General features: G+C 38.9%; 15 protein-coding genes. 10 read left to right on the top strand and 5 right to left on the bottom strand.

Going from position 1 to position 16316, the window contains the following annotated elements; translation table 11 throughout:
- Positions 1-169: 169 nt before the first annotated feature.
- The gene (locus BM308_RS11720; protein WP_074945428.1) at positions 170-1825 is read right to left on the bottom strand and encodes a cytochrome c biogenesis protein CcdA; all 1656 of its coding nucleotides are present in this window, start codon (positions 1823-1825) and stop codon (positions 170-172) included.
- A 130-nt stretch (positions 1826-1955) separates the two neighbouring features.
- Here BM308_RS11720 and BM308_RS11715 point away from each other — a divergent pair, with 130 nt between their 5' ends.
- Both BM308_RS11715 and BM308_RS11710 read left to right on the top strand, forming a co-directional pair.
- Complete coding sequence (locus BM308_RS11715; RefSeq protein WP_074945426.1) at positions 1956-2216, top strand: hypothetical protein; 261 nt, start codon at positions 1956-1958, stop codon at positions 2214-2216.
- 107 nt (positions 2217-2323) lie between these two features.
- Positions 2324-2554, top strand: coding sequence for a hypothetical protein (locus tag BM308_RS11710; protein WP_074945425.1), 231 nt, complete (start codon positions 2324-2326; stop codon positions 2552-2554).
- Between the two features lie 107 nt (positions 2555-2661).
- On the opposite strand, the gene BM308_RS11705 is transcribed toward BM308_RS11710, so the two are convergent.
- Positions 2662-4305 carry a methyl-accepting chemotaxis protein gene (locus BM308_RS11705; protein WP_074945423.1) on the bottom strand — a complete coding sequence of 548 codons (1644 nt, stop codon included), beginning with the start codon at positions 4303-4305 and terminating at the stop codon, positions 2662-2664.
- Positions 4306-4608: 303 nt separating this feature from the next.
- Here BM308_RS11705 and BM308_RS11700 point away from each other — a divergent pair, with 303 nt between their 5' ends.
- The 3 genes from BM308_RS11700 (at position 4609) to BM308_RS11690 (ending at position 7219) form a co-directional block, all read left to right on the top strand.
- A complete protein-coding gene (locus BM308_RS11700) occupies positions 4609-5118 on the top strand; it encodes an FxsA family protein (RefSeq protein WP_074945422.1) in 510 nt (169 codons plus the stop codon).
- A 22-nt stretch (positions 5119-5140) separates the two neighbouring features.
- Complete coding sequence (locus BM308_RS11695) at positions 5141-6112, top strand: DMT family transporter (protein WP_074945421.1); 972 nt, start codon at positions 5141-5143, stop codon at positions 6110-6112.
- Positions 6113-6295: 183 nt separating this feature from the next.
- A complete protein-coding gene (locus BM308_RS11690; RefSeq protein ID WP_074945420.1) occupies positions 6296-7219 on the top strand; it encodes a nucleoside hydrolase in 924 nt (307 codons plus the stop codon).
- 70 nt (positions 7220-7289) lie between these two features.
- Here BM308_RS11690 and BM308_RS11685 read toward each other — a convergent pair whose 3' ends face one another.
- Positions 7290-8081 (bottom strand): HpcH/HpaI aldolase family protein, encoded by a 792-nt coding sequence (locus BM308_RS11685; protein ID WP_074945418.1) that lies wholly within the window; start codon positions 8079-8081, stop codon positions 7290-7292.
- Between the two features lie 310 nt (positions 8082-8391).
- Between BM308_RS11685 and BM308_RS11680 the strand changes: the two genes are divergently transcribed.
- From BM308_RS11680 to BM308_RS11670, 3 genes are all read left to right on the top strand, one after another.
- Positions 8392-8937: a glutathione peroxidase gene (locus BM308_RS11680; RefSeq protein ID WP_074945417.1), complete on the top strand. Its 546-nt coding sequence runs from the start codon at positions 8392-8394 to the stop codon at positions 8935-8937.
- 90 nt (positions 8938-9027) lie between these two features.
- Complete coding sequence (trxB, locus tag BM308_RS11675; RefSeq protein WP_074945415.1) at positions 9028-9963, top strand: thioredoxin-disulfide reductase; 936 nt, start codon at positions 9028-9030, stop codon at positions 9961-9963.
- 287 nt (positions 9964-10250) lie between these two features.
- Positions 10251-11021, top strand: a complete 771-nt coding sequence (locus BM308_RS11670; RefSeq protein ID WP_074945414.1) for a single-stranded DNA-binding protein — start codon at positions 10251-10253, stop codon at positions 11019-11021.
- 56 nt (positions 11022-11077) lie between these two features.
- Here the strand turns inward: BM308_RS11670 and BM308_RS11665 are convergent, their stop codons facing one another.
- Both BM308_RS11665 and BM308_RS11660 read right to left on the bottom strand, forming a co-directional pair.
- The gene (locus BM308_RS11665) at positions 11078-12286 is read right to left on the bottom strand and encodes an ATP-binding protein (protein WP_074945412.1); all 1209 of its coding nucleotides are present in this window, start codon (positions 12284-12286) and stop codon (positions 11078-11080) included.
- Positions 12287-12500: 214 nt separating this feature from the next.
- Positions 12501-13889 (bottom strand): MATE family efflux transporter, encoded by a 1389-nt coding sequence (locus BM308_RS11660; RefSeq protein ID WP_074945411.1) that lies wholly within the window; start codon positions 13887-13889, stop codon positions 12501-12503.
- A 284-nt stretch (positions 13890-14173) separates the two neighbouring features.
- Here BM308_RS11660 and BM308_RS11655 point away from each other — a divergent pair, with 284 nt between their 5' ends.
- Together BM308_RS11655 and groL are read left to right on the top strand one after the other, a co-directional pair.
- The gene (locus tag BM308_RS11655; RefSeq protein WP_074838144.1) at positions 14174-14464 is read left to right on the top strand and encodes a co-chaperone GroES; all 291 of its coding nucleotides are present in this window, start codon (positions 14174-14176) and stop codon (positions 14462-14464) included.
- Between the two features lie 24 nt (positions 14465-14488).
- On the top strand, positions 14489-16126 hold the full coding sequence (groL, locus tag BM308_RS11650) for a chaperonin GroEL (RefSeq protein WP_074945409.1): 1638 nt from the start codon (positions 14489-14491) through the stop codon (positions 16124-16126).
- Positions 16127-16316 lie beyond the last annotated feature (190 nt).

Genomic DNA, 16316 nt, shown 5'->3' with positions numbered 1-16316 from the left:
GGAGCTGACGGCTCTGTTATCTGATTTAGAAATAAATGGGATAGCAACCAGCAGTGTTGAAGCAGGAATTAGGTAGAAAACCTATAAATTTATAGATATTGGTATATTTTTATAGGTTTTTATAGATCCTAAGTAGCGGTTTTTTGATCTTTAAACAGTTCGTTTGATGTTAATTTTCAATCATTGATGTCAATTCTTCTAAATCAGGAGAACCTGTATATCTTCTGATAACTTTTCCTTCCTCATCTAAAACCAGAAGAAATGGTACGCCTATAATATTGAACGTTTTGGTCAGTTCCTCATTTGACTTAGTGTCAGGATCAGTCATATCAAAACGAACTCGATTCATATCCTTTGTCAGATCTAAAAATTCATCGCTTGCGTATAGGGTTTTATCCAGCTCATGACAATTTGCGCACCACTGTGCAGAGAAGGTGACAAGAGTCTTCTTACCGCTATATTTATTTAAATCACTAATCTTATGTATAAGTGTAAAGTTTTTGTTGGTAACCTGTGATGTTCCTGTATACACAGCAGCAAAAATAGCCCAGAAAGATAAGAACGCCAGCATCAGAATGTATGAGATCTTCTTGCTTCTGAACATCACTCCTATAAAGTATGCTCCACAGCTTGCATAAACAGCAGGTTCAATATATCTGTTAAGCTCTCCGAAAAGATGCTGACAGATATAGTAAGCTCCCAAAAACAAAGGAATGGCGAATAGTCTTCTTATCTGCTCAGTATGACTTTTCAGCTTGGAAATATATTTAGCACCAAAGAATCCGATTACCAGCAGTGGCAGTCCCATACCAATTCCAATGAACAGGAACATCAGCACTCCCTTTAAAATTGAATTGGAGGTGATGATATATACCAGAGCTCCAGCGAGTGGTGCACTGGTGCATGGTGTTGTTATCAGAGCGGATAAGGCTCCGAATATAAATGCCTTGGCAAGTGTTCCTTCCTTCTGTCGGTTGATTGCAATCTGTAGGGAATTATTAAACAGCAGCGGTACCTTCAGATTAATAAATCCAGCGCAGTCCAGTGTAAAGATAAGCAGAATTGAACTGAGAACAATAATAGATACCGGATGCTGCAGAATTCCATGAGCAGATACGCCGATCTCCGCAAAAACAAGTCCTAATACGCAGTAGGTCAGGGCCAGACCTAGAATGTAACTTAGGTTCTGTTTTATCTTGTGGGCTGCGGATACATATTTAGACCCCATGATTGTTGCTGAGTAGATTGAAAGCAGTGGGAGAACACAGGGAGTCAGATCAAGCGCAACACCGAAGACCAGACACAAGAGAAGAATAATTAGGAAACTGTCGTAGCCGCTGAAAATTCCTTTTTCCTGATTAAGACTTGATGCAGGAAGTTTTTCCATATTGCCTTTGATGTCTTTTTCAAGGAATAGCTCCTGAGTCTGGGTAGGATAGCATATACCCTGACTGTCACAGCCTCGGTAGCTGAATCTGACGGTGCTTCCTGCTTTTCCTTCAATAACCTGAGCGTTGAGTGTAACGGGAGTCATATAAACTTCATTTGTACCGCTTACATCCTCATGCATAATCCCATCTGGCAGCTTGTCTGTGCTTAAAAGTACATCAGGAGCATCGTAACCTATTGAGTCCTTATATATATAGGAACCGTTCTTTATGTAGACGTTACACTTGATTAAATCGTTGTTCAATGAACATTCTGAAGAAAAAGGGAGTTCCTCCTGAGCTGCAGAACCCAGTGCATATAGTTTGTCCAGATTAATATCTGCAAAGGAACTTATGGAATAAAAAACAGTTAGCAGTGTAATAAATATTCTGAGCATATATCTTTCCTTGTATTAACAGAATAATATCAAAATTTCAGCATCAAGATTTGTTAATTTGGAGAGAAAAGACTTGTTTTAAGAAAAGCTCAACTAAACTTAAGGTATGAAGTGTATGTGAGATTATATTATGACAATAATAAATGCCTGCTGGCTTTTTATTAAAAGCTATTTTTCAAAGCTGTATGCTGTCTATTTTATCAGATGGCAGATTTCTACTCTTGTCATGATGCCCTTTATGTATGTTCTGGATTCTTTAGGTCTTCCTGTAATTCCTAATCTTATAATTGCCCAGACTATTGGCTCTATCATCTTCTTCAGACTGGACAAGCTTATCTTTAATTTCTTTGACAGGATTAAGAGCCTAAAAAAAGATAGCAAAACAGATTAGATTCTGTTAAGTTTATTTTCTATCTCCTCAAAAAAACTTTCCTTCGTATATTCTAGCTGTTATTGAGAATTCCGGAAAAAACAGATCTGAAAAGAGAAATGGAGCTGATGGATTTTGACGATGCTCTTTATGAAGCTGATCTTGAAGGAGAGACACGAGGATATGACCGAGAATACTCTCGAGCATATGCTCGAGGATACTCTAAGAGTGAATATAGGATAGTCATGACTCTGATAAATAAGAAAGGTTTTACTCTTGAGTCTGCACTAGATCTTTTGGATATAACAAAAGAAAGATGGTCTGAAGTTAAATCTATTTTAAGCGAAAATCAGAAATAGCCCGTTTCTGACAGAAATCTGGTCTTAATTGTCGTCTATACTATAAATCTACAAAAAAAGGAGGAGCCATTAGGCTCCTCAACTTCAGTATTAGTAATAGTACAATTCTAATCAAACTCAAAGATTGACAGCTTTTCAAGCAGCTGCTGAGACTGATTCTTGATCTGCTGAACCTGCTGAGATGTTGTCTGGGAAATATTTGCACTTTCCTGAGTAAGATTACTTACACCCTGCATGTTAGTAGAAATTTCAGAGGTTGCCGTTGTCTGCTCGGTAGCAGCGGTAGCAATCTGTCCAATCTGACTGTTAACATTCTCAACACGATTGATAATATCATTAAGAATATCGGTAACACCTGCAGCTTTATCTGCAAGAGAATTCATGTCACCAAGAGTCTGAATCATAGATTCATTTGCGCTGTTAGCATCAGTCTGAATCTGAGAAACCATCTTGGTAATTTCCTGAGTAGAAGATGATGAGCGGGATGCAAGAGCACGAACTTCATCTGCAACCACTGCGAAGCCTTTACCTGCTTCACCTGCACGGGCAGCCTCAATAGCAGCATTAAGTGCCAACAGGTTGGTCTGAGATGCAATATCCTCAATGGTCTGAACAATAGAACCAATCTTATTACTCTGGTCTACCAGCTCCTTAATCAAGTCGGCATCGCGACGAGTCTTGTCAGCCTGGTTTCTAATCTGAGCAATAACAATTTCAATTTCATCAACACCCTGTTTGGTGATATCCTGAGTCTGGTTAGAATGCTGTGCTGCACTCTCACAATTCTTAGCGATATCACCGGTTGTTGATACCATCTCATCTGATGCTGCGGACACTGTCATAGAACGGCTTTCTGCTTCTGAAATTGCGTCGGCAATCTGCATAACCTGATTGTTGATGGTCTCTAGCTGTCCGCCAAGTTCACGGTATGAATGTACAACATCGGAAATCGAACCGCCCAGTTTACGACGCATTTCAATTGAGCTGTCAAATACAGCACCGAACTCGTCTTTGGAGTGGTTATCAATCTTGAAGTTGAATTTACCATGAGCCATCTTCTTCATTGCATCAATCAGAATTGAGAAGTTGTTCTTGATGTATGAAGTCAGGTTGGTGGTGATGATTAAACCGATCAGAATTGCAACAATGGCGATTGCAATAGAGATATACATTGGGGTCTTGCTGGAGTTCTTCTGAACGATCTGGGTTGATAATGCAACCTGTTCGTCGATCAGATGCTCAAAGATTACCTTACAGTTTCTGAACTTAGGGTTAACGTCCTTTAAGTACAGATCAAGTGCTTTGTCTTTCTTATTCTGGTGGATTAAATCAACAATTGTTGATTTGAAGTACTTGGAGAATTCTGATACGTCGACTTTTGCCTTTAAGATATTGTTTTTGTAAACATCAGATGATGGCAGCACACCAATGATCTTTTCATTCATGGTGTTGGTCACCTTGGCGATTTCTTCAATCATCTCAGATGACACTTTCATGAATTCATCATTTGAAATCTTGTTGCTGTCATCGGTTAAAAATTCAATAGTATAAACATCGAATTTTTCCAATGCCTTCTGAGTATTCATAACACGGTTATATGATTTACCAAGAATCATACTAACGTTATATGATGCATCAATATTTGAGTTTGTATTCAACACTGAGAATGCTGAAGTAATCAGAATCAGTATGTTTAATACTGTGAATCCGATAATAAGCTTAGCTCTTAGACTTAGTTTAGATAATCCCATCTTAACCTCGACGTACTAGAATACTGAATGATTTTTTTAAGAAATTAATAGATTATTTTGTAGGTCCCGATACTTAATGTATACGACATATTTTTTTTAATAATTAAATAATAAGAATTGTTTTGATAATTTGCTCACATTTAAGTTGAGGGGGATTATCTAAAAAAGATATGTATCACAAATTGGATTCTTTTAACTGAATATTCCCTTAATCATAAATTTTCTCTGATATTTTTTCCCCTTTACCTATAAAATTGTCTTAAAATTTCAGTCTGACGTTAACTAAGCAATAAGAAAGAGATTATGCAGAAATTATTTTTATCCCTGGTTATTCTTTTTGTTCTTGAAATTCTTCTTCTGATCAAGATTGGCGATTACATTGGTGGTCTTAATGTTGTTTTCCTGATGTTCGCCATGATGGTCATAGGTGCGGTCATTATTAAGAGATGTTTTAAGAGAGTAATGGAACAGCTGCAGCAGGGCGTTGTTGATATTAAGATTATCTTCCTTCCTTTATCAGGTTTTCTTTTCCTGTTCCCTGGCTTCATCTCTGACGTTCTGGCCTTATTGCTGCTGCTTCCTTTTGTTCAAAGCAGATGTGCCAAGGTTTATTCGTCTAAAAGCGGTAGTGGTACCAGCTTTGCTTTTAAGTCTTCAACTTCAGAAGGCTTTACTGATGTTTTCTCCAAGGGAAGAACTATTGATGGTACAGCAACCGTGGTTCAGGATGAGAATGAGTCCGAGGAACTGAATCACAATACTATTGAAGGTTCTGCTTCTAGAGTTGATGATACCGACTCAAAGAACAGCTAGATTCAGAGACTGACCTGATGCTATGCTCAATGGTAGATTAAAATATTATCTGATTCTTCTTCTAGCCTGTTTTATATGGGGCGCCACTCCTCTGTGCGGACGAGTTCTGAAGGACTCTATGTCTCCAATGCTGATAACCTCAGCCAGATTCTATGTGGTTGCTCTGATTCTTTTTGCTCTGATCCTGATTCTTCACGGAAAGAAAGGTCTTCTGGTTTCCCGACGTGATCTGATGATTCTTCTGATCATGTCAGTAGTCGGCATCTTTCTTCACAACTCGCTTTTATTTGAAGGTCTTCGCTATACACCTGCATCTAATGCCTCCATCATCGAGAGTATTGGTCCTTCTGTAACTTCTATTCTTGCTTTCTTCTTTATTGGAGAGCGATTGTCTTCATCTGGATGGATTGGTATCTTTATATCCTGTTTCGGCGCGATTTTTATAGTATGCAAAGGATCTTTTAGCACTCTTGTCAACTTCGAGTTCAATATTGGAGAACTGCTGGTCCTGCTGTGTGAAATTATGTGGTCTGTATATGTAATTATCAGCTGGAGACTTTCTAAGAATATCAGTGCTCTTGTGGTAACGGCATATACCGGTCTGTTCGGAGCCACGATGTGTCTTCTTACTGGCTTATGTCTGGGATCGCTTGAGGTTTACCGATTCACTTTTTCTGATGCCGGATACTTTTTTGTTCTGTCTGTATTTGCTGGTGTGGTTTCTTTTGCTTCCTGGAATTATGCAATCTCAAGAGTTGGAGCAAGCAAGGGCTCAACCTTTATATATCTGGTTCCTGTATTTGGCGTGATGTTTGGCGTATCCATATTAGGTGAAAGCTTCTCTTTATATGAAGGTCTTGGAGCACTGTTTGTTGTAACTGGAATGTTTATCTCGATTAAAGCAAAATCCTCAACCAAGGAAAACCGAAAGACTATAAAAGAGATAAAGCAGGAAATAATTCAGAAACAGAACAGAAAGACAAAGTCTGCCTGATGCTATAACCTTCTAATCATACTGATTTTTCTTATTTTCCCGTCCCCTGCATTTTTCATTTTTTGTATTTCCTTGTTCAAAACTAAGATAGGTGTACCGTTTTGTTAATTCAAATTAGGTTATAACTAACTTTAGTAGTATATTTTCTCCTTTCTCTTTATAAAAACTTCAAGGAATCGTGTAATGGATAAGATTATCATTGATACAGATATCGGCGTTGATGACGCAATTGCTTTAAGATATGGAATGCTAACCTGCGATGTTCTTGGCTATACCTGTTCATACGGAAATGTTGCTGTTGATACAGCTGTAAAGAACTGTAAACTGGCTATGAGCAAGTACGGTTCTAATATTCCTGTATTCAAAGGTGCATCAAGACCATTATCAAGAAAGCCTTTACCTTTGAGTACTCATATTCACGGAAAAGACGGTCTTGGAGCTTATTACGATAATCCTTTTGATGCCGAGGCTCCAGATGCAGTACATTTTATTATCGAGCAGGCCAAGAAGTATCCTGGAGAGGTTAATCTTCTGACAATCGGCCCTATGACAAATTTAGCCATTGCTTTAAACCTATGTCCAGAATTACCAAAACTTCTAAAACGTGTAATTAGCATGGGCGGTGCCTTTGGAACAGATGGCAACTGTGGAAATATGACTCAGTTTGCAGAGTTTAATATTTACAATGATCCTGAGGCTGCAGATCTTGTATTTGCCTCAGAGCTACCTTTGGTTGTAGTTCCTCTGGATGTTACTCATAGAATTCTGGTTACAGATAAGCAGATTGCTTCAACAAATGATGATTTCATGGTTAATATTTCTGCTTTCTATATTGAATTTTCTAAGAAATTTGAAAAGTTTGCAGGAATGTGTGTACATGATGCTCAGGTAGTAAGTTATTTACTATATCCTGAGAAGTACAAGACTGTTGATACCAGAATTGCTGTTTCAACTTCAGGTTACACTGATGGTCAGACTATTCGTCCTATGACTGAATACAATGTACCTGATGACAAATTCAAGGGCAGACCAAATCATACTGTTTGTCTTGATGTAGATGTTGATTTTATCAGAGACTCAATGCTTGAGACTTTAACCAAGAAGTAACTCATATCAAAAAATATAGCTGAGTTTTATAGCTCAGCTGTGTTTTGAATTAGTTCTTAAAGATTCTTTTCTACTTTTTAATTCCTTCCTTGAACAGTTTTAATGTGTTGTCGCATCCTTGAGTGAGGAATGCTGTATCAGCTCCAACGCCCAGGAAACTTACGCCAAGATCCGCAAAATGTTTTGCCTGTTCAGGATTCAGAGCAATTGTTCCAACAGGTTTTCCTAGTTCTCTAATTCTCTTAATTGCAAAATCCATTGCTTTTTCTACTTCAGGGTGGAATATATTCAATCCATGTCCCATTTCAACAGCCAAGTCGATTGGTCCTAGGAATACTCCTCCTACGCCTGGAGTATTGGTAATAGCATCTATATTCTCAATTCCTTTTGGACTTTCAATCTGAGGCAGGATACAGATTTCATCAACATTTCTTTCGAAGTAATCATTATGACGGCCGAATATTCCTGCTCGAACAGCAGGAGCTCCCATACCGCGATTTCCTCTTGGAGCGTAACTTGCCCAGTACATGATTTTTTCGGTTTCTTCACCACTTTCTACTTTAGGAATGATTATGTTCTGGACACCGCTATCAAGGATCTGTTTAAGAATTCCTGTTCCTGCCTCTGGAATACGAACCACTGGGGTTAAATCATATGGTGCTACAGTTCTGCAGACCTGAAGTATTGTCTGTACAGTATGAGGGCCATGTTCACCGTCGACAAAAAGCCAGTCATAATCAGAAGTTGCAAGAACTTCTGCAACATCTGGTGATGTTGTCTCCATAGCAACACCATACTGCAGTTTTCCTTCCTCAATATTATGTTTGAATTTGTTATAAAGGTAATCTTTTACCATTGGCATAACGGCTGCTCCTTAAAGCTTGTCCTGGCTTCGAAAAAAAATACATACACATGTGTATGTATATTAGTTGGCTTTATGGCGAAAAATATTGTCTTGTTACTCAAAAAAGAACACGCAAAAAATCGATAAATGTATTTAAACAGTTTTTTAACACAGGCAATTCCTAAAAAAACGAGATTTTATTTTGATAAATCAACTAAGTAATGTAAAAAAATGTAAGATTAAGAAAAATATTTGACAGCAAGATTAAATTGAGTAAAATTAAATTTAACAAAATACAATAAATTTATTTACAAAAGCGAGGTTCAATATGAGCATTTATGATTTTGAAGTTAAGACTCTGCAGGGCAAAAATCTTTCATTAAAGGACTATGCAGGAAAAGTTATGCTGATTGTTAATACTGCCAGCAAGTGTGGTTTTACCCCTCAGTATGCAGAACTTGAAGAGCTTCATAAGAAGTACAAGGATCAGGGCCTGGTAGTTTTAGGTTTCCCTTGCAATCAGTTTGCAGGACAGGAGCCAGGCTCTTCATCCGATATTTCGGAGTTCTGTTCCATTAACTATGGCGTAACTTTCCAGATCTTTGAAAAGAATGATGTTCGTGGTGAAAACGCCCTGCCTCTGTTTAAATTCCTGACAAAGGAGAAGGGCTTTAAAGGATTTGATATGAATCATCCTGTAGCTAAACCTTTGGTTGAAGTTCTAAAGAAGAATTTCCCTGAGTATCTGGAAGGTGATTCAATTAAATGGAATTTCACAAAATTCCTGATTAATAGAGAAGGTAATGTTGTTGAAAGATTTGAACCAACAACTTCACCTAAGGATATTGCTTCAGATATCGAGAAGTTACTCTAATACGAACATAACTGACTAAATGATTCTCCAACCTCTATTTCATAGGGGTAAAGGAAATATGTTGGAGAAATAAAACATCGGAGAAAGAATATGAATCAGGACATCTTAAATACTGTAATTATCGGCTCTGGACCTGCAGGTTGGACTGCTGCTATTTATGCCTGTCGTTCAGGCCTTAACCCTGTTGTGGTAAGTGGCCCTGAAGTTGGAGGTCAGCTAACTACAACTCCTGAGATTGGAAACTGGCCTGGACGTAAGGATTCTCCTGATGGTTTCTCTCTGATGCAGTCTTTACAGGAGCATGCTGTATCACTTGGTACTGCAGTGAAGTCTGATACAGTAGTAAAAGCTGATTTTTCTTCAGATATCAAGGAACTTACTCTTTCTTCTGGAGAGGTCTTAAAGACCAGAACTGTAATCATATCTACAGGTGCTAAGGCTAAGTATCTAGGATTAGAGTCTGAGGAGAAATATAAGGGAAAAGGTGTATCTGCATGTGCAACCTGTGATGGTTTCTTTTTTAGAAATAAAACAGTTGCTGTAGTTGGTGGCGGCTCTGCAGCTTTTGTAGAAGCTCTTTATCTATCAAATATTGCAAAGAAGGTCTATCTGATCCATAGAAGAGAAGAGTTTAGAGCAGAGAAAATCATGGTGGATAAACTTGATGCTTTAAGAGATTCAGGAAAAGTCGAGTTTGTCTTAAATGCTAAGGTTAATGAAATCATCGGTGACGGTAATAAGGTCACAGCTGTTAGTGTAGAACAGGACGGCTCTGTCAGAAAAATTGAACTTGACGGTGTCTTTGTTGCTATAGGCCATAAAGCCGCAACTGATATCTTTAAAGATCAGATTGAACTTTATGAGGATGGTGTTATAAAAGTTGGTTTTGGCAGTGCCACACAGACTTCTGTTAAAGGTGTATTTGCTGCAGGTGACTGTGCTGATAGAGTCTACAGACAGGCAATTACCTCTGCAGGAGAGGGCTGTAAAGCAGCTCTTGATGCTGAGAAATATTTACTAAGATGATCTAAAAAATAGTCTTTATATTCCACTGTAGTATCCTGTTACAGTGGACTTTTTTTTTTTAAATATCCATATCCGCGATTACTCTCAAATTCAAGAGAAAGTTTGGGAATTGACTCTTCGGTTCTCAAAGATTAATTTCATACCTTAACTCGTATCTGCTATACTACACCTCAATTGTCTTAGAGTTTTTTGCTTTAGATTTGTTTGGTTAACTTACTGATATTCAACAAATTCCACGAAACTAAAAGATAATCCACGAAACTTAAATTTTTTAGGAGTTATTCCAAATGGCAAACGGATTCAACAGAGTTCAGCTGATTGGTAATCTTGGAGATGAACCAACAGTTCGTAACACCACTACCGGTACTACCGTTGCAAATATCAATCTTGCAATCAATGAAACCCGCAGAGATCAGCAGACAGGAAACCTAATCAATGAAACTGAATGGGTTAGAGTTGTAGCTTTTGGCAGAACAGCTGAGATTATGCAGCAGTATCTGCACAAGGGATCACAGGTTCATATCGAAGGTAAGCTTCGTACACGTTCTTATGAGGATAAGAATACTGGTGAGAAGAAGTACTCAACAGAAGTTGTTTGTGAACCAAACGGTCTGTTAATGTTAGGCTCAAGAGGTGATTCACAGTCTGTTTCCTCATCAGGAGATGACTATTCATCAAATGGCTATGCTTCTCAGAACAATCAGTATGGCGGAGCTCAGAGACAGCAGTACGGTAATCAGCAGTCTCGCGGCGGTTATGGTAATGCGAATGCAAATGCAGGCTATGGTAATGGCGGTGCTCAGAATTTCGGCAACAGCTATGGCGCACAGAATTCTTTTGGTAACAAGCAGCAGTCCGGTCAGTTTGGTCAGGCACCTGCACAGAATCCTCAGGGACAGGTTAACGCCAACGCTTTCCACGGCGGAATGAATCAGCAGTCATTTAACAATGCAGCCGGTTTTAACAATCAGAACAATTCCTTCGGTGGACAGAATAATGCCGGTGGTTTCGGTAATCCTGACAACGCTGAGCCTATCAACGACGATCTTCCATTCTAATAAAAAGAAAATAGTCGTGAGCAAGGGAGCCTTAGGGCTCCTTGATTTTTGCGGCTTTAATTATCTTCAAGCAAAAAGTCTTTTATATTTTTATGGATGATGCCATCTTTGCTCATGTCGAATTCATCAAGTGAAAGCACATATTTTGGATAATTATCTTTTATGTTTTTATAAACTCCAAATTCGCGTTCATGTGTTTCTGGTGTCGCTAAAATATAGCAGACCTGAATATAGATAGTTTTAGACTTTTTTTGGGCGATGAAATCAATTTCCTTTCGGTCATATTTCCCAACTGTAACCGTGTAGCCTCGTCGAATGAGCTCTAAAAATACTATATTTTCTAATATCAGGTTTATATTAGCCATGTTATCGCCAATGACAGCTTCACGTATTCCATGATCCACAATATAGTATTTTTCCTGAACTGATAGTATTTTTTTTCCTTCGATTTCCTGTCGTTTTACAGGATAGAATAGAAAGGCATCAATTCCTGCATGAACATAGTTCAGAACAGTTTCTGGTGCAATATTTCTTCCTTCACTTTTCAGATATTTGGAAATTGATGTGGCGGAAAATGTATTGCCTGTATTTGCTGTTATGTAATTAATAATTCGTTCTAGTAGGTCTACATCTCTAATTTTATTTCGGCGAATTATGTCCTTTAACTCCACTGCATTATAAAGATCTTGAAGATATTGTTTTACAGGCTCTTCCTGATATTGAAGATTCCATAAATATGGCATTCCGCCAAATTTTACATAAAGATTGAAACATTCTGATGTTGTGGTTTTGGGATTTGTTTTATGGATAAGGCAGCAGAATTCTTTAAACGAAAATGGATAAATTATAAATTCGACATAACGTCCAGCAAGGTATGTTGAAAGTTCACCTGATAAAAGCTTTGAATTTGAACCTGTGATATAGATATCGCAGTCAATGTCTATTCTTAATGAATTTATAACTTTTTCCCAATCTTCAACTTCCTGTATTTCATCGAAAAAGAGGTAAGCTTTTCCTGTTATTGCTTTTGCTTTCTCTATAACATCCTTATGCAATGCTTCTGCGGTACAAAGCGTTGATAGTTTTAGTGATTCAAAATTATAGGTAAGCATTGATGATGATGAAATGCCGTCACTCTCAAGTTCCTTTTGAATGAGTTGCAGTATTACAGATTTTCCACATCTTCGTATTCCTGTTATTACCTTTATCAGGTCCTTATGCATAAAAGGTCGGATTCTTTCAAGATACAGATCTCTTTTAATCATTACTTAAACCTCTGCAACAAATATCTTTAATCTATTAAATACTATTCTGTCAGTTATATCTTATATTATATATGTAAAACTCAATTCTGTAAGTTATAACTTATAAAAAATGGTATTTAGGTATTTATATCAGATATATCTTATAAAACTCATAAATATTGATGCTTCGTAAGATATAACTTATAAAGTGTGAGGATAAATATATGTTTGAAATTTAAGCTTTTTTCGACTCTAAGCCCTGTGAATATTCCTTTTCCACCTTTCTGATCTTGTAAATATACATGACTACCAGGAATACAATACAGATAAACCAGCTTAATGGATAAACCATCATCAGCACATCAAATCTAGGGAATTTCTCGAAAACCGTGAATACGTAGATAAGTCTGCAGCTGCATATGGTTAACAGAGTAATAATGGTTGGAGGGAGTGAGAAGCCGTATCCTCTCATTGAGCCTGACAGAACTTCAAGCAGAATATTGATTGGTTGAGGCAGCAGTACGTAGAAGATTCGTATCATGGCTATGCTGATAACCACTTCACTTACGGTATACATGCTTAACAGTGGTTTTGCAAAGAAATAGACTCCGGCTGTTATAACTGTCGTTACAATAAGTCCAATTAAAGATGAGACCTTTGCAATTTCTACACAGCGTCTGATGTTTTTTGCTCCAAAGTTCTGTCCGATAAAGGTTGTTGCTGCCAGACCGAATGCATTGATGAAACAGTAAATATTGATTTCAATGGTAAAGGCAGCGGCAGATGCTGCCATGGCGTCAGCTCCCAGGCTGTTTATAGAAGACTGTATCACCAGATTAGAAATCGAGAATACGATTCCCTGAATACCTGTTGGCAGACCTATTGACACAATGGCCCTTAGCTTTCTTGAGTTTAGCTTCATCAGATTTCTAAGATCAAGGCTGATTGGTCCTGGAGCCTTGAGAATCTTTTTGAAAAGATAGATGGCGCTTAAGGCATTTGCAAGAGAGGTACATAAAGCTACGCCACCTATACCAAGATGAAAGATCAGCACGCAGACAAGATTACCCACGATATTTAGAATACTCGCATAAATAAGGGCTACCAGAGGTGTATGAGTGTCGCCGTTACTTCTTAGCAGTGCTGCCTCGAAATTGTAGATGGAGATAAAAGGAAGTCCCAGAAAATATGCTCTCAGGTATTTTATGGATTCTGGTTTAACTTCATCAGGAACATCCATAAGCTCTGTGATTTGAGGGACAAATATTTCTCCAAGAATACAGAACAGAATTCCGATGATGATGGCAACAGAGAAAGAGGTATTAACAGCATCCTTCGCATTCTCCTCATCCTTCATACCAAGATATCTTGCAACCACCACATTGGCACCGATGGACATGCCGACAAAGAGAGCGACAATAAAGCCGATTACAGGAACATTGTTACCAACTGCTGCCATGGCATTGTCGTTTACATAATGTCCGAGCGTGACTACATCAGCAGTATTGAAGAGCTGCTGCAGAAAACTTGTCAATGCCAGAGGAATAGAGAAGACAAGGATCTTGTCCCACAGAGTGCCCTCCAACATATCGATTTTTTTATATTTTTCGAGAAATGACAGCATAATTTAATCCGTAATCTGTTGTTCCTTTTAATTTTAGGGAATTAAATCAGAACAGAACAATAATAAAACTCAATTATTCTAATTGTCTGAAAAACATAAATAAAAAATAATTTAAAAAATTTTTAATATTTTTACTTGAAATAAAAAATCACCATCCCCATTTAACAGAATGTTAAAGATTAAATAGCTCTGACATATAAATTCAAATGTCGAGTTTAGGGTGGTTATCGGACACCATTTTCCGATTTGAAGAATATATACGGTTATAGACCGTGGAGAATCAAATGAAATTAGTTCCTTTGTATGATCGCGTTATTGTTAAGCCACTTGAGGAAGAGAAGAAGTCATCAGGCGGTATTTTACTAGGTAGCGCAGCTGAGAAATCATCTCGCGGTAAGGTAATTGCTGTAGGCAAGGGCCGTGTTCTAGAGAACGGTTCAACCTCACCTCTAAGCGTAAAAGTAGGTGACACAGTAATCTATAACGAAGGCTACGGCTGCAAGAAAGAGAAGATTGATGGTGAAGAAGTTCTAATCATCTCTGAGACTGACGTATTCGCAATTGTTGAAGAATAATATTTAAAGTAGGAAAAAGATAAAATGTCTGCAAAACAAGTTGTTTTCGGTAATGACGCTCGTTCACAGATGCTAGAGGGCGTTAATACACTAGCAAATGCTGTTAAAGTAACCCTAGGTCCTAAAGGCCGTAACGTTGTTCTAGATAAGAGCTATGGCGCTCCTCTAATCACCAAGGACGGTGTAACCGTTGCTAAGGAGATTGAGCTAGAGGGCAAGTTCCAGAACATGGGCGCTCAGATGGTTAAGGAAGTTGCTTCTAAGGCTAACGACGCTGCTGGTGACGGTACCACTACTGCTACCGTTCTAGCTCAGGCTATCGTTAACGAAGGTCTTAAGGCAATTGCTGCTGGCATGAACCCAATGGATCTAAAGCGCGGTATCGACAAGGCTGTTGCAGCTGCTGTTACTGAGCTGAAGGCTATTTCACAGCCATGTGAGAACAAGATTGCTCAGGTTGGTACTATTTCTGCTAACTCAGACGCTACTGTTGGTAACCTGATTGCTGAGGCAATGGAGAAGGTTGGTCGCGATGGCGTTATCACCATTGAAGATGGCCAGGGTCTTGAGGATCAGCTAGACGTAGTTGAGGGTATGCAGTTCGACCGCGGTTACCTATCACCTTACTTCGTAAACAAGGCAGAGACCGCTACCGTTGAGTTAGAGAACCCATACATCCTTCTTTGCGACAAGAAGATTTCAAACATCCGTGACCTAATCTCTGTTCTAGAGGGCGTAGCTAAGGCTGGCAAGTCACTTCTAATCATCGCTGAGGACGTTGAGTCAGAGGCTCTGGCAACTCTAGTTGTTAACAACATGCGTGGTATCGTTAAGGTTGCTGCTGTTAAGGCTCCTGGTTTCGGTGACCGTCGTAAGGCTATGTTACAGGATATCGCAATTCTAACTGCTGGTACCGTAATCTCTTCAGAGTTAGGTATGGAATTAGACAAGGCAACCTTAGATGATCTAGGTGTTGCAAAGCGTGTTGTAATCACCAAGGATAACACCACCATTATCGATGGTGAGGGTGATTCAGCTGCTATCGAGGCACGTGTTGCTCAGATCCGTCAGCAGATCGAGAAGTCAACTTCAGACTACGACCGTGAGAAGTTACAGGAGCGCGTAGCTAAGTTAGCTGGTGGCGTTGCTGTTATCAAGGTTGGCGCTGCAACTGAAGTTGAGATGAAAGAGAAGAAAGACCGCGTTGAGGATGCTATGCACGCAACCCGCGCTGCTGTTGAAGAAGGTATCGTTCCAGGCGGCGGTGTAGCTCTAGTTCGTGTTGCTAAGAAGTTAGCAGGCACTGTTAAGGGCGAGAACCAGGACCAGGATGTTGGTATCAAGGTTGCTCTAACTGCTATGGAAGCTCCTCTACGTCAGATCGTAACTAACGCTGGTCAGGAAGCTTCAGTTGTTGCTAATGAAGTTCGCAACGGTTCAGGTAACTTCGGTTACAACGCTGGTACCGAGCAGTACGGTGATATGATTGAGATGGGTATTCTTGATCCTGCTAAGGTAACCCGTTCAGCTCTACAGTACGCAGCTTCAATTGCAGGCTTAATGCTTACAACTGAGTGCATGATTGCTGATGCTCCAAAGGCTGAATCTGCAGCTCCTGCAGCTCCTATGGGCGGCATGGGCGGTATGCCAGGAATGATGTAATCTTATTCCTTATGCAAATAGAAAGGCCAGCAGAAATGCTGGCTTTTTCATCAAAAAAATAGCAGAGCGGAAACCTCAGACTTATAGTCTGAGGAGGAGCTCTGCCAACTCAGGCTATATATCTTAAAGAATTTCTTTACAATAACTGTTAGAATATAGGGATTATATGGCTTGGAGAAAACTGTTTTGA

This window comes from Succinivibrio dextrinosolvens (assembly GCF_900116345.1).
Lineage (GTDB): Bacteria > Pseudomonadota > Gammaproteobacteria > Enterobacterales > Succinivibrionaceae > Succinivibrio > Succinivibrio dextrinosolvens_B.
This window is presented reverse-complemented; position numbering and strand designations above follow the sequence as displayed.